19 protein-coding genes and 2 pseudogenes are annotated in these 18,471 nt (G+C 57.5%); 17 read left to right on the forward strand and 4 right to left on the reverse strand.

Annotated elements, in window-relative coordinates:
• Positions 1-22: 22 nt before the first annotated feature.
• Positions 23-892, reverse strand: a complete 870-nt coding sequence (locus AARI_RS16180; protein WP_226833574.1) for a DJ-1/PfpI family protein — start codon at positions 890-892, stop codon at positions 23-25.
• 161 nt (positions 893-1,053) lie between these two features.
• Here AARI_RS16180 and AARI_RS16190 point away from each other — a divergent pair.
• A protein-coding gene (locus tag AARI_RS16190; protein WP_096253939.1) for an IS3-like element ISAar24 family transposase occupies positions 1,054-2,219 on the forward strand; the annotation gives its coding sequence in 2 pieces (ribosomal slippage) (positions 1,054-1,330 and positions 1,330-2,219; 1,167 coding nt in all).
• A gap of 45 nt (positions 2,220-2,264) precedes the next feature.
• Here the strand turns inward: AARI_RS16190 and AARI_RS16195 are convergent.
• Positions 2,265-2,582, reverse strand: a pseudogene (locus AARI_RS16195) (integrase core domain-containing protein); the annotation flags it as partial.
• Between the two features lie 141 nt (positions 2,583-2,723).
• On the opposite strand from AARI_RS16195, the gene AARI_RS16200 reads away from it, so the two are divergent.
• The 7 genes and pseudogenes from AARI_RS16200 to AARI_RS16230 all read left to right on the forward strand — a co-directional run bounded on the left by AARI_RS16200 (position 2,724) and on the right by AARI_RS16230 (position 9,128).
• The gene (locus AARI_RS16200; protein ID WP_013350329.1) at positions 2,724-4,025 is read left to right on the forward strand and encodes an ISL3-like element ISAar42 family transposase; all 1,302 of its coding nucleotides are present in this window, start codon (positions 2,724-2,726) and stop codon (positions 4,023-4,025) included.
• A 238-nt stretch (positions 4,026-4,263) separates the two neighbouring features.
• Positions 4,264-5,470: pseudogene (locus AARI_RS16205) on the forward strand (ISL3 family transposase).
• 289 nt (positions 5,471-5,759) lie between these two features.
• Entirely contained in the window at positions 5,760-6,194 is a 435-nt protein-coding gene (locus tag AARI_RS16210; protein WP_013350331.1) for a hypothetical protein, read from the forward strand.
• Between the two features lie 92 nt (positions 6,195-6,286).
• Positions 6,287-6,487, forward strand: coding sequence for a hypothetical protein (locus tag AARI_RS16215; protein ID WP_049862679.1), 201 nt, complete (start codon positions 6,287-6,289; stop codon positions 6,485-6,487).
• Between the two features lie 151 nt (positions 6,488-6,638).
• Positions 6,639-8,066 (forward strand): hypothetical protein, encoded by a 1,428-nt coding sequence (locus tag AARI_RS16220; protein ID WP_013350333.1) that lies wholly within the window; start codon positions 6,639-6,641, stop codon positions 8,064-8,066.
• Between the two features lie 173 nt (positions 8,067-8,239).
• The gene (locus AARI_RS16225; RefSeq protein WP_013350334.1) at positions 8,240-8,527 is read left to right on the forward strand and encodes a hypothetical protein; all 288 of its coding nucleotides are present in this window, start codon (positions 8,240-8,242) and stop codon (positions 8,525-8,527) included.
• A 217-nt stretch (positions 8,528-8,744) separates the two neighbouring features.
• The gene (locus AARI_RS16230; RefSeq protein ID WP_013350335.1) at positions 8,745-9,128 is read left to right on the forward strand and encodes a hypothetical protein; all 384 of its coding nucleotides are present in this window, start codon (positions 8,745-8,747) and stop codon (positions 9,126-9,128) included.
• Positions 9,129-9,175: 47 nt separating this feature from the next.
• Here the strand turns inward: AARI_RS16230 and AARI_RS16235 are convergent, their stop codons facing one another.
• The gene (locus AARI_RS16235) at positions 9,176-9,466 is read right to left on the reverse strand and encodes a hypothetical protein (protein ID WP_013350336.1); all 291 of its coding nucleotides are present in this window, start codon (positions 9,464-9,466) and stop codon (positions 9,176-9,178) included.
• A 220-nt stretch (positions 9,467-9,686) separates the two neighbouring features.
• Between AARI_RS16235 and AARI_RS16240 the strand changes: the two genes are divergently transcribed.
• The 8 genes from AARI_RS16240 (at position 9,687) to AARI_RS16270 (ending at position 14,445) form a co-directional block, all read left to right on the forward strand.
• A complete protein-coding gene (locus AARI_RS16240) occupies positions 9,687-10,280 on the forward strand; it encodes a ParA family protein (RefSeq protein ID WP_013350337.1) in 594 nt (197 codons plus the stop codon).
• On the forward strand, positions 10,277-10,513 hold the full coding sequence (locus AARI_RS16245; RefSeq protein ID WP_013350338.1) for a toxin-antitoxin system HicB family antitoxin: 237 nt from the start codon (positions 10,277-10,279) through the stop codon (positions 10,511-10,513). The genes AARI_RS16240 and AARI_RS16245 overlap by 4 nt, the downstream gene beginning before the upstream one ends.
• Before the next feature lie 460 nt (positions 10,514-10,973).
• On the forward strand, positions 10,974-11,360 hold the full coding sequence (locus AARI_RS16250) for a hypothetical protein (RefSeq protein WP_013350339.1): 387 nt from the start codon (positions 10,974-10,976) through the stop codon (positions 11,358-11,360).
• Positions 11,361-11,413: 53 nt separating this feature from the next.
• Complete coding sequence (locus AARI_RS19795) at positions 11,414-11,581, forward strand: hypothetical protein (protein WP_013350340.1); 168 nt, start codon at positions 11,414-11,416, stop codon at positions 11,579-11,581.
• Between the two features lie 16 nt (positions 11,582-11,597).
• A complete protein-coding gene (nrdH, locus tag AARI_RS16255) occupies positions 11,598-11,822 on the forward strand; it encodes a glutaredoxin-like protein NrdH (protein WP_013350341.1) in 225 nt (74 codons plus the stop codon).
• Positions 11,823-12,177: 355 nt separating this feature from the next.
• Positions 12,178-13,179, forward strand: coding sequence for a DUF4192 family protein (locus AARI_RS16260; protein ID WP_013350342.1), 1,002 nt, complete (start codon positions 12,178-12,180; stop codon positions 13,177-13,179).
• A 504-nt stretch (positions 13,180-13,683) separates the two neighbouring features.
• The gene (locus AARI_RS16265) at positions 13,684-13,917 is read left to right on the forward strand and encodes a hypothetical protein (RefSeq protein ID WP_013350344.1); all 234 of its coding nucleotides are present in this window, start codon (positions 13,684-13,686) and stop codon (positions 13,915-13,917) included.
• A gap of 201 nt (positions 13,918-14,118) precedes the next feature.
• Positions 14,119-14,445, forward strand: coding sequence for a hypothetical protein (locus AARI_RS16270; protein WP_013350345.1), 327 nt, complete (start codon positions 14,119-14,121; stop codon positions 14,443-14,445).
• 159 nt (positions 14,446-14,604) lie between these two features.
• Here the strand turns inward: AARI_RS16270 and AARI_RS16275 are convergent, their stop codons facing one another.
• Positions 14,605-17,880 (reverse strand): type ISP restriction/modification enzyme, encoded by a 3,276-nt coding sequence (locus tag AARI_RS16275; protein ID WP_013350346.1) that lies wholly within the window; start codon positions 17,878-17,880, stop codon positions 14,605-14,607.
• Positions 17,881-18,096: 216 nt separating this feature from the next.
• On the opposite strand from AARI_RS16275, the gene AARI_RS16280 reads away from it, so the two are divergent.
• A complete protein-coding gene (locus tag AARI_RS16280; RefSeq protein ID WP_013350347.1) occupies positions 18,097-18,423 on the forward strand; it encodes a hypothetical protein in 327 nt (108 codons plus the stop codon).
• Positions 18,424-18,471 lie beyond the last annotated feature (48 nt).

The following is an 18,471-nucleotide window of genomic DNA, read 5'->3' on the forward strand; positions in this document are numbered from 1 at the left end:
GAAGTCACCCCTTAACTCTACATCATGTAGAGATAACGGCCTCGCCGCGAGCTTCTGGATGCCACGGGTACTCCATCACGCTGCAGATTCGGTGAGCGACGGCGCGGGAGTCGAACCGATCTACGAGGTGCAGGGCCATGTCGATTCCGGCCGACACGCCGGCGCTCGTGACGACATCGCCAGAGTCGACCCATCGTTCGCCCGACGAGATGCGCGCTGACGGGTGGGACTTCTGGAGCTGGCCGCGGGCCATCCAGTGGGTCGTCGCATTGATCCCGTCGAGAAGGCCAGCAGCGCCGAGCACCTGGGCGCCAGTGCACACGGACGCCATCGTTGCTCCCTGTTCAGCGAGGCGCGAGATCCGCCCGACCTGTTCGAGATCCCCCGCGAGGATGTCGGCACCGCGACCACCCGGGACTATAAGAAGATCGATGGGGCGGTCGCCAAGGCTACCGTCGACATCGACGGTGAGCCCCTTCGCGCAACGGACCGACTTGCCGTCCAAACTCACCGCACGCACGTCGACGCGTCGGTCACCAAGCTCCGCCCAGAAGCGGAGCACTTCCCAGGGACCGATTGCATCGAGTTCCTCGGCCCCGTCGAAGAAAAGCACGTCGACTGCGAGGTCGGGCGCGTTCGTAGTCGAACCGAGGAAGCTCATCGCATCAACACGAGCGAGTGCGAATGCGCCGCCGGCGTGTAGTACGCCCTCGACCTCGCCGTCCGTGAGCTCACGGTCGGCGACCACGCTCACCGTGGATACGCCACCCTCGACGAGATCGATGTTCACCTCTTTGACGCCGCGCACAGCAATCAACTGCGCGGTGACCGTCTCGACACAACCGTGACAGGTCAAGCCCGTCACCGGGGAGCTCCATGTGTTCGTGCTCATTTTCAACCTTCCGTTAGCTTCGGATGCGACTGCCGTCTCCCAGCCGCACGCGTTCCCTTTCAATCGGGACTGCCGCATGATCAGGTGACAGTTTGACATGACCTATGGCTCGGTTTCCAGTTGACGTCGCTAGTCGATGGTCTTCATGGAAGGCTCTTCGCATGCCACGCCCGTACCCTCCCGAGTTCCGTGCCCGTGCCATCGCTCTGGTCCGCGAGGGCCGCCAGGTCAAGCAGACCGCACTGGACCTGGGCATCCACGAGGTCACCCTCCACAACTGGCTGCGACAGGACGATATCGACCTCGGCCGCCGGCCGGGACTAAGCAGTCAGGAATCTGCCGAGCTCCGCGCGGCGCGCGGCCGTGTCCGCCAGCTCGAGCAGGAGATCGCGATCCTCCGCCGGGCCGCGACGTGGCTCGACGAGGAGGGAGGAGTTGCCCCAAAAGGGCGCACCCGGTGATCGACCGACTCGTCGACGCCGGGGCACCCACAAGCACCTGCTGCCGCCTACTGGGCGTCTCCCGTCAGGGCTACTACCGGTACCGAAAGCGCCCGACCAGTGCCACTGAGCTGCGCCGCCGCTGGCTGACCGGCCTGATCCGGGAGATCCACGTCGCCTCCCGCGGCACCTACGGCTACCGCCGCATCCACACCGAGCTCACCATCGGAATGAACATTCCGTGTTCCAGCCGGCTCATCTCCGTCCTCATGACTCGCGCCGGAATCGGTGGCCTTCCAGGCCCAGCCAGAATCAAGCGACTCAAGGGGGTCGCCACAGCGGACGACCTGGTCAACCGCAAGTTCCACCGTCTCGCGCTGAACGAGCTGTGGGTCACGGACATCACCGAGCATCCCACCCGGGAGGGCAAGATCTACTGCGCCGCCGTGCTGGATGCTTGCAGCCGCAAGATCATCGGCTGGGCTATCGACTCCAAACAGGACTCCACCCTGGTCGTGAACGCTCTGGACATGGCAATCCGTGCACGTCAGCCAGGGCCCGGAGGGATCGTTCATGCGGATCACGGAGTCCAGTTCACCTCCTGGGTCTTCACTCAGAAGATCCGTTCAGCGGGACTGCTGCCGTCGTTCGGGACCGTCGGCGATGGCCTCGACAATGCGATGATGGAGTCGTTCTGGTCGACGATGCAGATCGAGCTGCTGAACCGGAAGAAGTGGAAGACGCGCATCGAGCTCGCGAACGCGATCTTCGAGTACATCGAGGTGTTCTACAACCGTCGTCGCCGGCACTCCTCCCTCGAGTACGCGACACCCCACGACTACGACCTCGCCCGCACCCCGCGGGCACTCACCACCATCGGAAGCTAGCGACCAAGAGTGGAAACCTAACCGTAGGGCAGGTCAGTTGTGGTGTCAGGCCGCGAGGCTCACGGCCGGTTTCATGATGGTCTCGTATTCGATGGGGGTCAATCGGCCCAGGCGGGCCTGTCGGCGGCGGCGGTGATAGGTCCGCTCGATCCAGGTGATGATCGCGATCCGGAGCTCGTCTCGGGTCCGCCAGCGCTTGCGGTCCAGGACGTTCTTCTGGAGCAGCGAGAAGAAGGACTCCATCGCGGCGTTGTCCCCGGCGGCACCGACTTGCCCCATCGATCCGATGAGGTGGTGACGGGTCAGGGCGTGCACAAACTTCCGTGATCGGAACTGGGATCCGCGGTCCGAGTGGACGATGCAGCCAGCGGCATCTCGACGCCTGGATATCGGGCTCTTCGCAGTTGACGGTGTAGTCGGGGGTGGGCGGCTGGTTCGTGGATAGACGTCGAGGTCTTCCAAGATGGAAGTTCCTACACTGCTCATCCGCCGGAAGACCTCGACTTGCACCACGCTACCTTCGCCGCGCCCGACCTGACCACGTTCTGCCGTCTCGACGAGCTCGGCCTCGAGGCCGTTGGGCAGCGTCTCGAGCCAGATCGGGCGGTGATCGAGTGCCGCGTCGTCGAGGACGACCCGTGGTGTCGGAAGTGCGGCGCCGAGGGCGCGCCACGGGACACGGTGACGCGCCCGCTGGCGCATGAACCGTTCGGGCACCGGCCGACGACGCTGCTAATCCGGGTGCGCCGCTACCGGTGCGTGTCCTGCCGCCGCACCTGGCGGCAGGACACGTCGAAGGCGGCCGCGCCCCGGGCGAAGATCTCCCGCGGCGGGATCGGGTGGGCACTCACTGCGATCGTGGTCGACCACCTCACCGTCTCGCGCGCCGCCGCCGGTCTCGGGGTGTCGTGGCACACCGCGAACACCGCGATCCTCGCCGAAGGCAAGCGGCGCCTCATCGACGACCCGGCCCGGTTCGACGGGGTCACCACGATCGGCGTCGACGAGCACGTCTGGCGACACACCCGATTCGGCGACAAGTACGTCACCGTGATCATCGACCTCACGCCCGCCCGCGAGAAGACCGGCCCCGCGCGCTTGCTGGACATGATCGAAGGCCGCTCCAAGTCCGTCTTCAAGCAGTGGCTCGCGGGCCGCCCGAAGCAGTGGCGCGACGGGATCGAGGTGGTCGCGATGGACGGGTTCAGCGGGTTCAAGACCGCCGCCGCGGAAGAGCTCCCCGACGCGGTTGCGGTGATGGACCCAATCCATGCCGTCCGTCTCGCTGGCGACGCGCTGGATGCCTGCCGGCGCCGGGTCCAGCAGGACACCACCGGGCACCGCGGGATGAAGGGCGACCCGCTCTACAAGGCCCGCCGCACCCTCCACACCGGCGCGAGCCTGCTCACCGACAAGCAGCGGGCACGCCTGAACGCGGTGTTCGCGAGCGAGGAGCATGTCGAGGTCGAGGCGACCTGGGGCATCTACCAGCGCATCGTCGCCGCCTACCGGGAACCCGACAAGAAGAAGGCCAGGCAGGCCATGCAGGCGGTGATCGCCACGATCACCACCGGGGTTCCCGCGGCGCTCGTGGAGATCCGCAAGCTCGGCCGCACCATGAAGCAACGCGCCGCCGACATCCTCGCGTTCTTCGACCGGCCCGGCACCAGCAACGGCCCGACCGAGGCGATCAACGGCCGCCTCGAACACCTCCGCGGCTCCGCGCTCGGCTTCCGCAACCTCACCCACTACATCGCCAGGTCGCTGCTCGAAGCCGGAGGGTTCAGACCTCACCTACACCCTTGATTCCGAAGAGCCGCGAAAGCCAAAGCGAAGATGGAGAAGCTCATCACCGCGCTGAGCAAGCGCGTCCCGGACGCCTTGCCCGAGCTGGCCAAGCTCGGCCGAACACTGACGAAACGGGCTCTTCACAGATGAGGGTGTAGCGCGTAGTCAAGGATCGAACGGCGTGGCGCTGCCCGGGTAGGCATCGAGGCCTTCCGATGATGGAAGTTCTCACACTGCCCATCTGGAAGACCTCGACGTGCCTGACGCTACCTTCACCGACCCTGACCTGACCATGTTCTGCCGCTTGAATGAGCTCGGCCTTGAGGCCACCGGTCAGCGCCTCGAGCCCGCCGGTGCGGTCCTGGCCTGTCGAGTCGTCGAACCCGACCGCTGGTGCCGACGCTGTGGCTGTGAAGGAACCGCGCGCGGCACGGTTGTCCGCCGGCTGGCCCACGAGCCGTTGGGGTGGCGTCCGACGACGTTGGAGGTCACGGTCCGCCGCTACCGGTGCACCGGCTGCGGCCACGTGTGGCGCCAAGACACGTCTTTGGCGGCCGAGCCACGCGCGAAGCTCTCCCGGCGAGGGCTGGCGTGGGCGCTGGAGGGCATCGTCATCGCCCACCTGACGGTCGCGCGGGTCGCTGAGGGGCTCGGGGTTGCGTGGAACACCGCCAACGATGCCGTCCTGGCCCAGGGCACACGCGTCCTGATCGAGGACCCGAACCGCTTCGACGGCGTCCGCGTGCTCGGCGTCGACGAGCACGTCTGGCGGCTCCAAGCGAGTCTTCAAGGAGTGGCTCGCCGCTCGCCCTCAGGCATGGCGTGAGGCCATCGAAGTCGTCGCGATGGATGGCTTCACCGGGTTCAAGAGCGCCACCGCCGAGGAACTGCCCGACGCGGCTGCGGTGATGGATCCCTTCCACGTCGTGCGCCTTGCCGGTGATGCCCTCGACCAGTGCCGACGCCGAGTCCAGCAGGAACTGCACGGGCACCGCGGCCGCAAAGACGACCCGCTCTACCGTGCGCGTAGAACGTTGCACACCGGCGCGGGCCTGCTCACCGACAAGCAGCAGACCCGCCTGCAGGAGCTGTTCGTGCTCGAGGAGCACGTGCCCGTCGAGGCGACCTGGGGGATCTACCAGCGGATGATCGCGGCCTACCGCGAGAAGGACCGATCCCTCGGCCGCGCGGCGATGGAGGCGCTCATCGACGCCGTCAGCCAAGACGTCCCCGCCGGGCTGGACGAGTTGCGCAAGCTCGGTCGGACCCTGAAGGCTCGCGCCACCGACGTGCTGGCCTACTTCGAGCGGCCTGGCACCAGCAATGGCCCCACAGAGGCGATCAACGGACGCCTGGAGCACCTGCGCGGCTCGGCCCTGGGCTTCCGCAACCTGACCAACTACATCGCCAGATCCCTGCTCGAGTCCGGCGGATTCAGACCTCAACTACACCCTCATCTGTGAAGAGCCGCATAAGGTTTCTTCCGCACGAGTCATTGAGAAGTCTTTAGCCGGAACTGTACTCGGGAACCCCCTTTCCCCGCTCATAAGCTCGGCCACGGTACTAGAGCACGACCAACCAACTCCTAAAAATCAGGATTTTAATTGGTCCCTAGCTCACTTTGACGAGATCGGCGTTGACGGGCTGCAAGCGTGGGCTGGGAAATATGCGCAATGGGGACCAAAGTTCATTTTTCCTGCGGTCAGCATCTTTTCACGCGATAACGTCTTTGCCGAAGAAAAAGTCAACACTTTGTCGATGACCGTCGAAGCAGCCGGAACGCTTTTAGGCAGACAACTTGGGGAAGAAATTACTTACAAGCCTGGCAAAAAGCCAGGTCCCTCGACGTCAACGTATGTCTACCGTTGCTTAGCAGTGCTAAACGTCTATTGGAATGAGATTGCCCCGAACTGTGTAGGTCTTGCCCGTGGACTTGCTAAAACCTATAACGCAACAAAGCACTACAACAAAGGGAAGTATCCAGAACAGGAAGTGATCGTGCTTTCCAGCAAAGTCTTGGAATATCTCGTTCGGCTGATAGCCCTGTACTTAGTTGATACCAAAGGCCACCTACTCGATAAATACAGAAAGGCACCAGGACTTCTTCGGCTAGGCGGCTGGCACCGACACCTCGCGATTTCGTTCGATGAAAACGGAACAGCGATTCCGTATAACCCTAGTGTTTGATCTTTCGAATTCGAGCGTGTCACACCTCGCTTAACCCTAGGCCTAAGGGGTAGGGTGAAGCTATGAACGTAAAAAGGCGACCACGCGGCTCTATGAAAGAGCCTGTATCTGTGGGATGGGAAATTGACCGCCCGGTCAAAGACCATTTTGCTGCTCTGGCAAAAAAAGCGGGGTATACCAACTCCGCGTTTCTTGAGCTGATGATGCGTTCTGTAGAGCTAGACAAAGACGGAAAGCCAACTTGGATTCCGCCACAAGACACCGAGGGGCAGCTGCCTATCGATAAGCCATAAACGGAAAAGGCCGCGCTGAGCGCGACCTTTTCTAAGAATCCGAATCTGATCTGCCATAACTTTGGCGAGTCTCGCAGACCAGATTGACCAGAAGCTTCCGGTTACCAAGCCGGACGCTCCCTTGAGTACATCCCTTATCAGAAATGTCTATATGTCTATAGTAGCGCCTGAGCGCACCCAATCAAGCACCAGCACCCCTGAAACGGTGCAAAACACCGCGACACACACCACAAAACCACGCTGGTGCACCCGCCCCACCGACGGCCGCATAGCCGCAATCCTCGCCCATACAGCCCAGGGGCACCGCCCGTTCGTCAAGGCCGAAACCCCCGAAGGATTCACCGCTAAGGGGAAAAGCCAGTTCAATGCGGCCAAAGAAGCAATGGGCACCAAACACGCCCAGACCCCCGCACCCCTGCATATCAAGCGTGTCTCACGCGCCCAGGAAACCTCTCCCCGCGCGATTGCCTGGGCAATTCCGACCGGCAGCAAGAAAATCGACCACACCGCCCAAGCCTGGCGCGCCACACGATCACTCGACGAGCTGCTATGCCGCCGAGCGGACTGCAAACGCAACATTCTGGCCGTGCTCTGGGTACTGCTTCGCTACACCGACCACGACAGCATGACGGTGCGTATCACCTGGGACACCATCGCCACCAAAGCACGCGTATCCCGCGCCACCGTAGGCAACGCCCTGCGCTTCCTGCGCACCCACGGCATCCTCGGCATCGTCGCCTCAGGCCGCAGCGCCGAATACGCCGCCAAAGCTGGCCAACCAGCCACCAACGAAGCCCCCGTCTACGTCATCACCCGCCCCATCGGCCTCGGCCTGCGCCCCCAGGACGCCAAAGACACCACCACAACCCGCCCGACCCCCAATCGCACGGCCTGTGGAAATAACTTGGAACCCCTCCCCGTAGGGGGGTTAACCACTTACGAAGTAAGTTCCTACACGCGCACGCGCGAGAAAAACACTCAAAATGAGCCGCTACGCGGCACTGAAAAACTTTTGGGGCACGGCTCCGCCGTGCGAACTCACCACAGCGATGATCGACCAGTTGAGCTGTGGCCAGCTCACAGAACGATCAGCTCTAGAGGACAGGGGCTATCGGCTACCGCTGAAATCTTGCGTCGGATGCCAGATTTTGCCCGTTTTTCCAAGAAAAACGTGCTCAACATGTTCAAACCCTTCTTCTCCAACGGATGGACAATCTCAGATATCCAACACGCCCTCGAATGGCGCACCACACCAGGACTGCACGGCAAAGAAGCCTGGGGAGCACTACCCCAGCACAACCGTGAAACTCAGTCCTACATCGACTACTGCCGGATCTTGCGCGCAGCGATCCTGCACCGCATGAACCAATGGCGCACCGCCACCGGAGAAATCATGCTCAGCAGATCCCAGCGAGCAGCAGCCGCCAGCAGCCACGCGCGCGCCGCCGCACGCGCAGCAGCCGAACGCCGCGCCCAGCAGGCCGCCCAACGCCCACAGCTGCGCACCACAGCTTCCCGAGGCGCTGCCGCAGCCCGAGCCGCCCTAGCTGCCGCACGCCGGACCGGATCATGTTCCTAGCCTCCTGCCCACATGGGCACGAAAAAAGCCCTCCCGCTCCGCTGCTTTTTTCGCACACATGATGGACAGCAGGAACCAAACGACCGACCGCACACAAGCCACACGATTAGTACTCGAGTTAGCACACGACACGCGAGCATGGCATGTGCACGGACTTCTCGAAAGCAGCACTCATGACCCAAAACCCAGAACAAGCAACGCACCATCTAACCCAGGCGCGCGCTGCAATAATCTTTGGACTTGTCTACCTGGTATTTCTTTTCATCACGCCAGGACGTGACGGCTGGATCTACACCAGCGCCGCAGGAACAATCCTCGTGATGGGCGCGGCCGCGCGCGGCCACTACCGATTTAGCCAGGACAAGCAGCCACAAACAACCGAATTACGTTGGTTGTATGCAGCCGTCCTGCTCGGATTCTTAGTAGCTTTTGCCTCTGCGATAGGTCGAAATATCACCTAGACCTTACAAATCTATGACACCTCGCGCACAGACCAGGAATCAATGCATGGATGCTCCACGAGATCCGCGGTCACAAAAAATCAGGGCGTGGATTACTGCCAAGACCTGGCAACCAGGCACTTGCTGCGTTCGAGGCAAACACTGTTCGGAAACCGGTTGCTGAGATCCAATCTGTCGCGGATGGCCATTAGGCTGAGCAAAGACCGTAGGAGGAAAAATGAAGTACATCATCGGAGCCTGGGCCAACACGAAATACACTCGACCGGTCTCAAGCTTCATCCTGGCAATAGTGTTCTGGGGTGGCTTCCTAAGTTTCAATTACTCGATGGATAACCCTGCCGATCTGAGCATCTGGATCTGGGCCAGCGCAAGCGTGCTGTTCTTCCCTCCCGCGCGAGAGACTTATTTCCGTCTCACCGGGCCAATCCGCGACGGATTGAGCGGAATCGTGCTCTGGGGGCCGCTCTTCCTAGTAGCACTGGCACTCAGAATTACGATTTTCGTGCTGCTTGTCTTCATTGCCGTGCCCTTAGGCCTCCTTGGATTTTTCTATCTGGCTACCCAAGAAGCCAGAGGCAAAGGATATCGAGTCATTGCCTAAACCAGCTCACGCAAAAAGGCCGGCCATGTAGCCGGCCTTTTCTATGGCTACAACACTTCCTGAACAGACCAGGAATCAGTGCGCGGGTGCTCGATTAGATGCCAGGTCAAAATATCGGAATTAGGGTTATTACCTAGTCGCACCTGCACCAGCCAAACAGCATAGTCGATCCGATCAGCCTTGCCCTTCTTGATACTGAAGCTCGTATCCTCCCACCACTTCACGCGCTCAAAATGAACGGTAGGCTCTACTACGACTTGCCAAACGCGGCCGCTGCGTCGAATCTTCCAGGGCGCACCGGCCGCCGTAAAACGAACGTCTACATGTTCCTCAGACATAACGAAGTAACCGTACTCCCCCGCTCCGACAAATCACCACAATTATTGCGAGCAAAACAGCTTGCTATTTTCCTGCTCAAATAGCTTGCAACATTGCTAGCAAACTAGTATTGTTGAAATCAAGATAGGTAACTAGCTTGCAAGCAAAATTGTATGAAAGTTTGCAAGTTTGCAAGTTTGCGTGCACAATAACTTGTGTGCAAAAGATTAGGAGGCAGACATGGCTACCACTATTGCGCTTGTGCAAACCAAAGGCGGCGTAGGTAAGACAACCAGCGCGATCTACCTCGCTTGTGCTCTGATCGTTCTGGGGTTCACTGTAGAGCTTTGGGATACCGACATGCAGGGGTCAGCAACCGAATGGGCCGAAGACGCTCAGGAAGCCGGCACTCCGCTGCCGTTCCCTGTCGAAATCGTGAACATCGCCAAGCTGAAGAGACTTGCAGGAAAGAGCACTAAGGATTTCGTCATTATTGACACTCCCCCAGGTGACCCGGCCACTATCGACGCGGCAATCAGAGCTGCTGATGTAGTCATCATGCCGACAGAGCCGGCAGTCATGGATCTACGAAGGCTCGTTGCTACGAACTCGAACCTTCCAAGCGACAAAGCCCGCATTGCCCTTTTCACTAAGGTCAACGAGCAAACGGTCGCACTACGGGATAGCTTAGAATTCCTGGAAGATAGCGACCTGGCACTATTCAGCACCCGAATCAAGCACCGCCAAGCATTCAAGACCATTCCAGGCGAAATTCCTACCGACCTAATGGGCTATGAAGAAGTTGCCAAGGAACTAATGGAGGCACTGTCATGAGCAGCCTTAAAGACAAAATGAAGCCGACCGGGAAAACGGCAAACGAAAAAGCGCCCTCTGTGAGCGAGAGCTTTAGGAACCCCGAAGCAAACGAGCAGGAAATGAAACCGCTCAACGTGAGGATTCCTAAGGAATTGCATACACAGATAAAGCTCTATGCTGCGGCTAACGACATTAAGCAGCAAGTTCTCGTGGCACAAGCCCTTCAAGAGTTTTTAGAGAAGCGCGCCTAAGCTGCCCGTGAGACAATGGACTAACTTCCTTTCCTTGGAAGTAAACCGAACCCGACCGCCTTCCTATGCGGTCGGGTTCACCTTTTTAACACCCGCGTACCTAGTACCGGATTCTCTTGCCCCGATGCCCGATTGTTGCACGTCTGAAAGCCCAGTCAAGGGCGCTGCGCGTCGCTACGCGATGGGCTGGCGCCCACCCTTGACAGAACTTTCAGGCGTGCATTTTGGCATGTATCGGAACAAGGGGAACCCATGCAATCAGGCGTAAAAGTTGCGTCGACCTGCAATGCAAGTTTTCTACAAAAATTGAAAGACAGCGAAAAATCTTTCAATAAAAACAACAAACTAGCTTGCTAGCAAACTAGCAAACTGCTAGAATTGAAGTATCAACAGGGGATAGGAACCCACGCTGGAAAGTCCAGCTCGGGCCTCGGTTGAGAACCAAGGAAAGGCAGTCAAAATGACTAGCGTCGAATTCATCGGTCCACAGTTGCCGCGCGATGACCGTACGGGAGATGGCTACGACTACATCGAAACGGCCGAGAATGCCGGATGGACAGTCATTGCACAGTGGGGAGCCGAAGGTTACGACTTCGGAGCGTGGCCATACATCATTGGATTCGCCCGACAGGCCAAGGAAGCCAGCGGAAAGCGACACTTCGGCTATGGCGTGTATGTCGAGGGTGACACTACGACCAAGTATTTCGACAACTTGGAAGCGTGCAAGGAAGCCATCGACCGCGACGCTCATTGGTACTGGAAAACAGGACAGAGCGACGGCCCCGGCAACGTTCCCGAGAAATTCGAGGATCTACCCGCTAAATATCGCGGACTTCCCAATGATTAGCCAGGTGCCCCGCCGAAAGGCGGGGCAAGCCTCCCCCTGAAAGCAGGCCACCAATGACCACCGTTGCCCCGCATGCCGTACTGAATTGCTCAGTGACTCAGATTCTCGGTTTCTATCGCACAGAAAAAGAAGCCACCGCAGCAGCAAACGAGTTCGGGCAGTGCAGTTTCGCCTATAAGCTCAGCCCCGAAGAAATCACCGCGCTAGAAGCCCAGGAATAGCCCCAGGAGGGAAGCTATGAAAACGCCCGTAATCGTCTACAGTAAGCCTTCTTGCGTCCAGTGCAACGCCACCTACAGGGCGCTAGACAAAAAGGGAATCCCGTACGAGATGATCGACATCAGCCAGGATGTGGAAGCGCTCGAATATGTTCGCTCATTGGGCTACACGCAAGCCCCTGTTGTGGTCACAGATCGAGATCATTGGTCAGGTTTCCGGCCGGATAAGATCGACGTTCTCTAAGCGGGTTTTCCTTGCCCCGATGCCCGATTGTTGCACGTCTGAAAGCCCAGTCAAGGGCGCTGCGCGTCGCTACGCGATGGGCTGGCGCCCACCCTTGACAGAACTTTCAGGCGTGCATTTTGGCATGTATCGGAACAAGGGGAACCCATGCAATCAGGCGTAAAAGTTGCGTCGACCTGCAATGCAAGTTTTCTACAAAAATTGAAAGACAGCGAAAAATCTTTCAATAAAAACAACAAACTAGCTTGCTAGCAAGCTAGCAAACTGCTAGAATTGAAGTATCAACAGGGGATAGGAACCCACGCTGGAAAGTCCAGCTCGGGCCTCGGTTGAGAACCAAGGAAAGGCAGTCAAAATGACTAGCATCTCAAGCAACGTGAGCATCGCAGCTTTCGTCCGCACCAGCCTCAAGCTCGACCCGCAGGAATCTGTGGCCATCTTGCTCTGCAAAGGTCGGTCGGTAGTCGCCACCCTGCGAGTAGACATTGCAAATGGCGGACAGGTGACCCAGTGGATTGACGCAATCCACAGCCTTGTCGGTCAGATCATCACCGACAACGGCATTGACGCTACTGTCCTCGTAGCGTACGACGATCGCGGAGAATTCAAGGGTCGCGGGTACAGCGAACTAGACAACCTCATGATGCTGATCGGCGCACCAATCCGGCGCGCGGTACTCGTCGCCAACGGCCAGATCATGGACTTCAACGGCGATGGCACCGACGCAGTAGCCTACTCAGAGGTCGAAGCGGAACCGCTCACCCTTGAAGACCGACTAAACGGAAAGAACCCATTGCGCGCCAAGGACATCGAGCACTGCGAAGAATCCAGCATCGAGGTGCAGACCATCGCAGTAGCGCGAGTGGCCGAAATAATGAAGATGGGAGACAGCCTCGAGGAAATCGCTCCCAAGATCGGCCATGAAATGGCTACTCAAATCGCGATCTACCGCGAAGCTGGGGAAGTGACCGAAGAAGTTGCCGGGTGGCTCACCGGAACGTTCAGCGTCAAGCTAGGCCGAGATATGGCCGTCCTTGCACTGGCAGGAACCGCCACGGACAAGGTAGAAATTGCCAGTTACCTAATCGGTGATCGAGTAGTCGAAGATCGGCAGATCCTAGAAGATGGCCACGAAATGCTCTTCGAATCACTGGCCCAGATCGCCGGGAGTCCGCGCCCCAACATCCTCTGCGCTGTAGCATGGGCGCACTGGACACGAGGGAACAGCACCGAAGCGATGGCCACTCTAACCGAAGTGATCGAGTTAGAACCCAACCACGAGCTAGGAAATCTGTTCATGAAACTCATAGCAAGCGGTAAAGTCTCCAAAACGGCGATGAAGAATCCAAAGCAATAAACAATCCAACAAGGTAGGTGGGGGAAGGTGAAAGTCTTCCCCCACCTACCAACACCGGCATGACTACAAGGACACCGAACCCGTGAACAGCTCAACAAGTATTTGGGAATCGGCCTACCAGCGCCGAGACAACACCGATCAGCTGAGGAAATCGAGCGCGGCGGCCTCCGCCGCCAGCTCCCCCGGCCGCCGCGCTCAAACCTCGCCACCCGTGCCCAACCCCTGGGATGTATTCACTCACCAGGGCAAACCGCATCGCTTCATGCGAATGCAGCCAGGAGACTACCCGGGAGAGCCAATTCGACCGCACGAAGCTGTCACCGCCATGATCCATACGCATGCTGGGGCACCGAAAATTCCGGCTCACGCTACAGCACGCACACCGCACTTGGTACACGTGATCTGGGAAGACGAGAAGGGGGAGACCTACGGAACCTGGCTTCCTAATCTGTCAGTCAGATTCGATAGCCTACGACCAAAACCCACCGAACAGGAGTAGAACCCATGACGCGCAACGTGTCAGATATTTATCAAGAACTAGTCGATCTCTCTAATGAGTTGGAAGATCTTGCCAGGGCCGGCCGCATCACCATGAGCACCGATGCCTGGAACAAAGACCACCAGGAAACCCTGCCGGCCGTCAGACAAACGATAAACGCTCTGCAAGTAGCCATCGACAACACCCGTTGGATGGAAACCCTGCCCCCAGCAGAACCAACGGCCCACGAAGGTTCCTAAACCTCCTGCCCACCTGTGCACAGCAAAAGCCCCCAACGCTCCGCTGCTTTTCCTGCACACACCTGGACAGCAGGAACTAATCGACCGCCCGCGCACAACCCAAAAGTTGCGGTACCTGAGTTACCAAGCGTTATGCGATCTTGGCATGTGCACGGCCTCTGAACACAGTCAATCGACATTCAAGAACCCGGAGAGGCAATCATGAGAAGCAGTTACGAACTCATCACCAAAGCGCAAAATATCGGCCGCTACGCAGCCGACCTCGCTCACGACGGCAGCGTCGCCGATCTATCAACTTCGGCACACCACCCCGGAGATGATACCGGCAGAGTAGTCTTGGAAGCCTACCGAAAATTCGGTGCCACCTCAGTACGCGACGTGCTGGAAGCCTACCAAAGTGGCTACAACAACAAAGCAGCAGACCTCGGAGATCCTGTAGTGCGCATGATCCAAATCAAAAACGGAATCCACTACGCACTGCCAGGGGCAACCGACGAAGAAATCAAAGCAATCAAGGATCAGCTATGAGCTAGCCGCAAGGGACAAAGAACATACCGCTACAAACTTGTTTTGGTACGCCATAACCATGGCCCTCATGCTCAGCATTTTCACCGCGTCCTACCTACATCAACGACCGGTGCGACGCAGTAAGTAGACAGTTTGGAAAGCTAAACCTTCCCGAACTGTTTAGAACAAATCACCCGCCATGCGTGGCTTGCGGTCCTTGGGCACTTTCGGCCACTGAACGCCCATGTCCTCTAGCTCAGACACGCTCAGTATTGGACCATCCAAGACTTGCTCTAAGAGATCCGCTTGCTGTTCCTCCAAATGAACCAAATGAGTTAGAACAGCCAGCAGCTCTGAGAACTCACGCGACCACTGACTAGGCCAGTTTGTTGTGACCAAATCATTGAGCGGCGAAGTTCGTTTGCCCTTTGGTTTCTTGCGCCTGTACCCAATCCAAGACTCGATAACTTCTCGGCCGCCAACTGCGTAGGACCAAACGCGCGGATCTACATTAGACCATTGCCCGGAACCCAAAGAGATAGTTTGGGTCAGCGGTTCATAGGTTGCGGTTTCAGGCATTGCACTACTAACTGCCACATCATAAGAAGGCAAAGCACCGGTGGTGACGTGATCGAGAATGCTAGTTGCACCTAAAGGTGCAACGCCACGCTCGCCAAAGGTATGCAGCCACAACACCAAGCGACCAATATCAACTGTCTTACTCCAAAGTTCTAGATCGCTAGTAATCGGTACTCGATTAGCGCCATACTTTACTTCGTCGCTGAATCGTTCAACGTAGCCAGGATGCGCAGAAATGCCAGCTACGTATGCAAAGAGATCATCGACTGTGAGGTCAGCACCAAGTTGTTCTGACAAAGTATCTAGTAGGTCAAGAGCGACGTTTGGCGAACCATCAGGATTTAGCATAGGTAGAACACGGCCACCACGATTATTGAAATAATCCATATCTGGGATCAGATGAGAAAGCATGATGCCGGGACCCCGCCCAGGTTCATGGGCATGTTGCTCAACCATGAAGACCTGGTCTTTCGACCTCGCTGCCCACAAGTCTGGACTCGCACGGTGTAAGAGTCGACTGTCTGCGATGATGTGTTGACGGTCGAAAGATCGGTAACCGACGTGGACAATAGACGGCTGAGTTGGCCAGGCAACGGAATCAAATGCGTCCTGGGTATTTTGTTCTGTATCAGAACCGATCAAGGGAATCTTTTTAGTTAGATGAAGCCCCGTGCTGCTGGTTTCCTTGAACTTGGCTGCTTTGAGTTCTTTGTCATCTTCAAGAATCAGATCGTTCCAACGCTGTTCGAGAATTTCCTTGTTTGGGTTATAAACCCATGTCTTGTTCGGCTTTATACCTGGCGCAGTCCAAGGGAACAGGTCATTCAATGCTGGGAATGCCGTCCATTCGTCCCCGGCAGCAGGCACAAACCCGTCAGTCCAATCTGAACCTGCAAGAGTAAATGAAGCATCAGATAGATTCAGCTTGTCGAGGGCACCGAACTTCTCTTTGCGCAGCCCGTGGAGCTCGGTGTATTTGATTTCGGAAGGAGCAGTTGGGTCATTGGCCTGATCGCGGATAAAGAGCGCAATAGACACTGGTGTCTCAATATTGAACACAGCAGTGTTTGCCGGCGGCTGTTTTCCTTCTGGCGTGAGATTGATAATCCAGCCGCGCGAGGTGTTTTCCCGAATCCATTGGCGCATTCCCCTGAAGCCCGGTCCATTGAGGTAACCGGTAGCAGTAATGAAGCAGACCACGCCGTGGTGGCTAGCAGGGGTGCTTTCAAAGACCTTCCACATCGCCCAGCGCCAGAAGTACACGTATAGATTTTTCAGGACGTATTCGAATTTTCCGTTACCGGGCAGCCTGAAATCGTCTAAAGGCGTGTTGGGTCGATTTGGGTCGCCCAGCTCAATCCAGCCGCCCAGACCCTCAGATTTATCCTTATATGGGGGATTGCCGATACATACCTGGATCGGTGTTTCGACTTTCATCTTGTTAGCCCGTTGACGTTGTTCAGCGATCAACTGCAACGTGTAGCTCAACTGACGCGACGAACCGGACTTTGGATCTTCTAGAGTGTCGGCAACATACAGATTCAATCCACCGTCAGGAAGTGAACCACCGTAATCGCGGATTGCTTGAGTGAGGCGTAGTTCAGCGACCGAGAATGGACCGGATTGCAGTTCGATGCCGTAAAGCCGCTGCGCGGCAGAGGTTACGGCATCACTGACAGCGCCTTGCCCGTATTTCGAAGAATTATCTGCGACCTGGCGAAGCACTGAAAGGGGGTAAGTGCCTGTGCCCATCGCCGGATCGATCACTGCCACGGTATCGGCTGAAAGGCCTTCAGGGGTGTTCAAGTACTTCTTGAGTGCTTCATCAGTTAGCCGAGTCATCGAATCGACCACTTCAACCGGTGTATAGAACGAACCAGATTGCTTACGCCGTTCAGGGTTATAAGCGCTCAGGAAATGCTCATATAGGTGTAGGTAAACATCTTGCCGGCCTTGGGAAATATGCTGCCACCGCGCCGCGGAGAGAGCCCGGACAATCGTTTCAATCGCCAAGCCAACCGTTGACTCAGCAACGTGCTCGGTGAGCAGATCCAGAGCACGACCTAGCAGAGTGTGGTTAGCCTTCAACCGGCTAGCGATTTCAGGGATCTTTAACCCTTCAAGTTCAATTCCCTCGGACAACCCGACGACGAGGGCGAAAACGACGGTTTGTGCGAATCCGTCGGCAAATTCTTCGTCGGTGGCGCGCGGGTAGAGGCTCGCGCGCCAGTCGCGGTGTAGTCCGATGAAGGGCCGCAGGCCAGGGTCGATGTTGTTTGCTTTGGCAAAGCGGCGGTCTGCTTTGAGGGATTCTAGGACTTCTTCACGCAGCATTACGGCGAGTGGCGCAATTGTATCCACGAGCCGGCCAACAGAAGTGATTGGGGTTGGAGTCCAGGTTAGGAAGTCTGTAATCAGTGGCAAGAACGATGCGGGAGCGGTCAATTTTCCCTTATGCGTGGCAAGGCTAGGGGTATGCAGTGTGGAGTCTGCGATCAGTTCCCCGAACCGCCATAAACGCCAGTCTGTGCCGTTTGTATGCAGAAGATTTGGGAGATTGCTTAAGCGCTGCCATTGTCGTGCGTTATGCGAGGTTTTGGCGTAAGTCGACGGGTCAAGGGAAGTACCAGGCTTTTTGAGCTCGACGTGACCAGTCATTAGGCCGTCGACGCGCGCGCCGTAGTCAGGCCGGACAGTGCCGGAGTCTTCACGGACTTCGCGATGCATCACGGTTTTACGTTGCAGCAGGTCATTCGACACCGCAATGATAAGTTCCGTTACTGGCTGGGATAGGGCGGCTTCTGGCTCACCGGGCCCGTTTAGGAGGTCTTTTGCCAGTGCGCCATATTGTTCTACCAAGTCAGCAATTTTCACCATAGATCAAACTTTACTTCCAAGAATGCAGCGTCTTTGCTTCCCGGTGCGAAATTCGCCGTAGTGATCAACAGAAAGTAGACGAGCGAAAGCGGTCATACTTCTATACTTGTATATAGGTTGACGTTACTTAGATACTAGTATTAGAGTATAACTATACCTGGTTACTTGTTATTGGGTATGCAGGGCAGGGGGACTGGAACTGTGAAAGAAGGAAAAATGGGTGTTGAAAAAGTTGTTATCCGTGTCAACGAAGTCGGTGAGCACGAATTTGATTGGTGGATCGACCGCGGCCGCCGCTGGTGGGTTGCGAAAGCTGATCGTGTTCTTAATGCACATGAGTTGATCGTCATTGATTCTGTGAACGTTGTGCGGGCGGCTGGCCGTATTTACGGTGTCTTGAAAGACATTGAAGATGGCTCTGGTCGAGTGAGCATTGAAGTTTTGCCCGATGAGGATTCCCCGCTGCTAGGTAAGGAGATTCAGCGCAGCAAGTCGAGGAATCCTGTTGCTTACATGAGTGACATTGAGGTTATTTCCGAGTAATTCACTAACGGTGGTTTTTGAAACAGTTGTGCCCTTCGCCTACAGCGC

Origin of the sequence: Glutamicibacter arilaitensis Re117 (assembly GCF_000197735.1) — a bacterium.
Taxonomy (GTDB): domain Bacteria; phylum Actinomycetota; class Actinomycetes; order Actinomycetales; family Micrococcaceae; genus Glutamicibacter; species Glutamicibacter arilaitensis.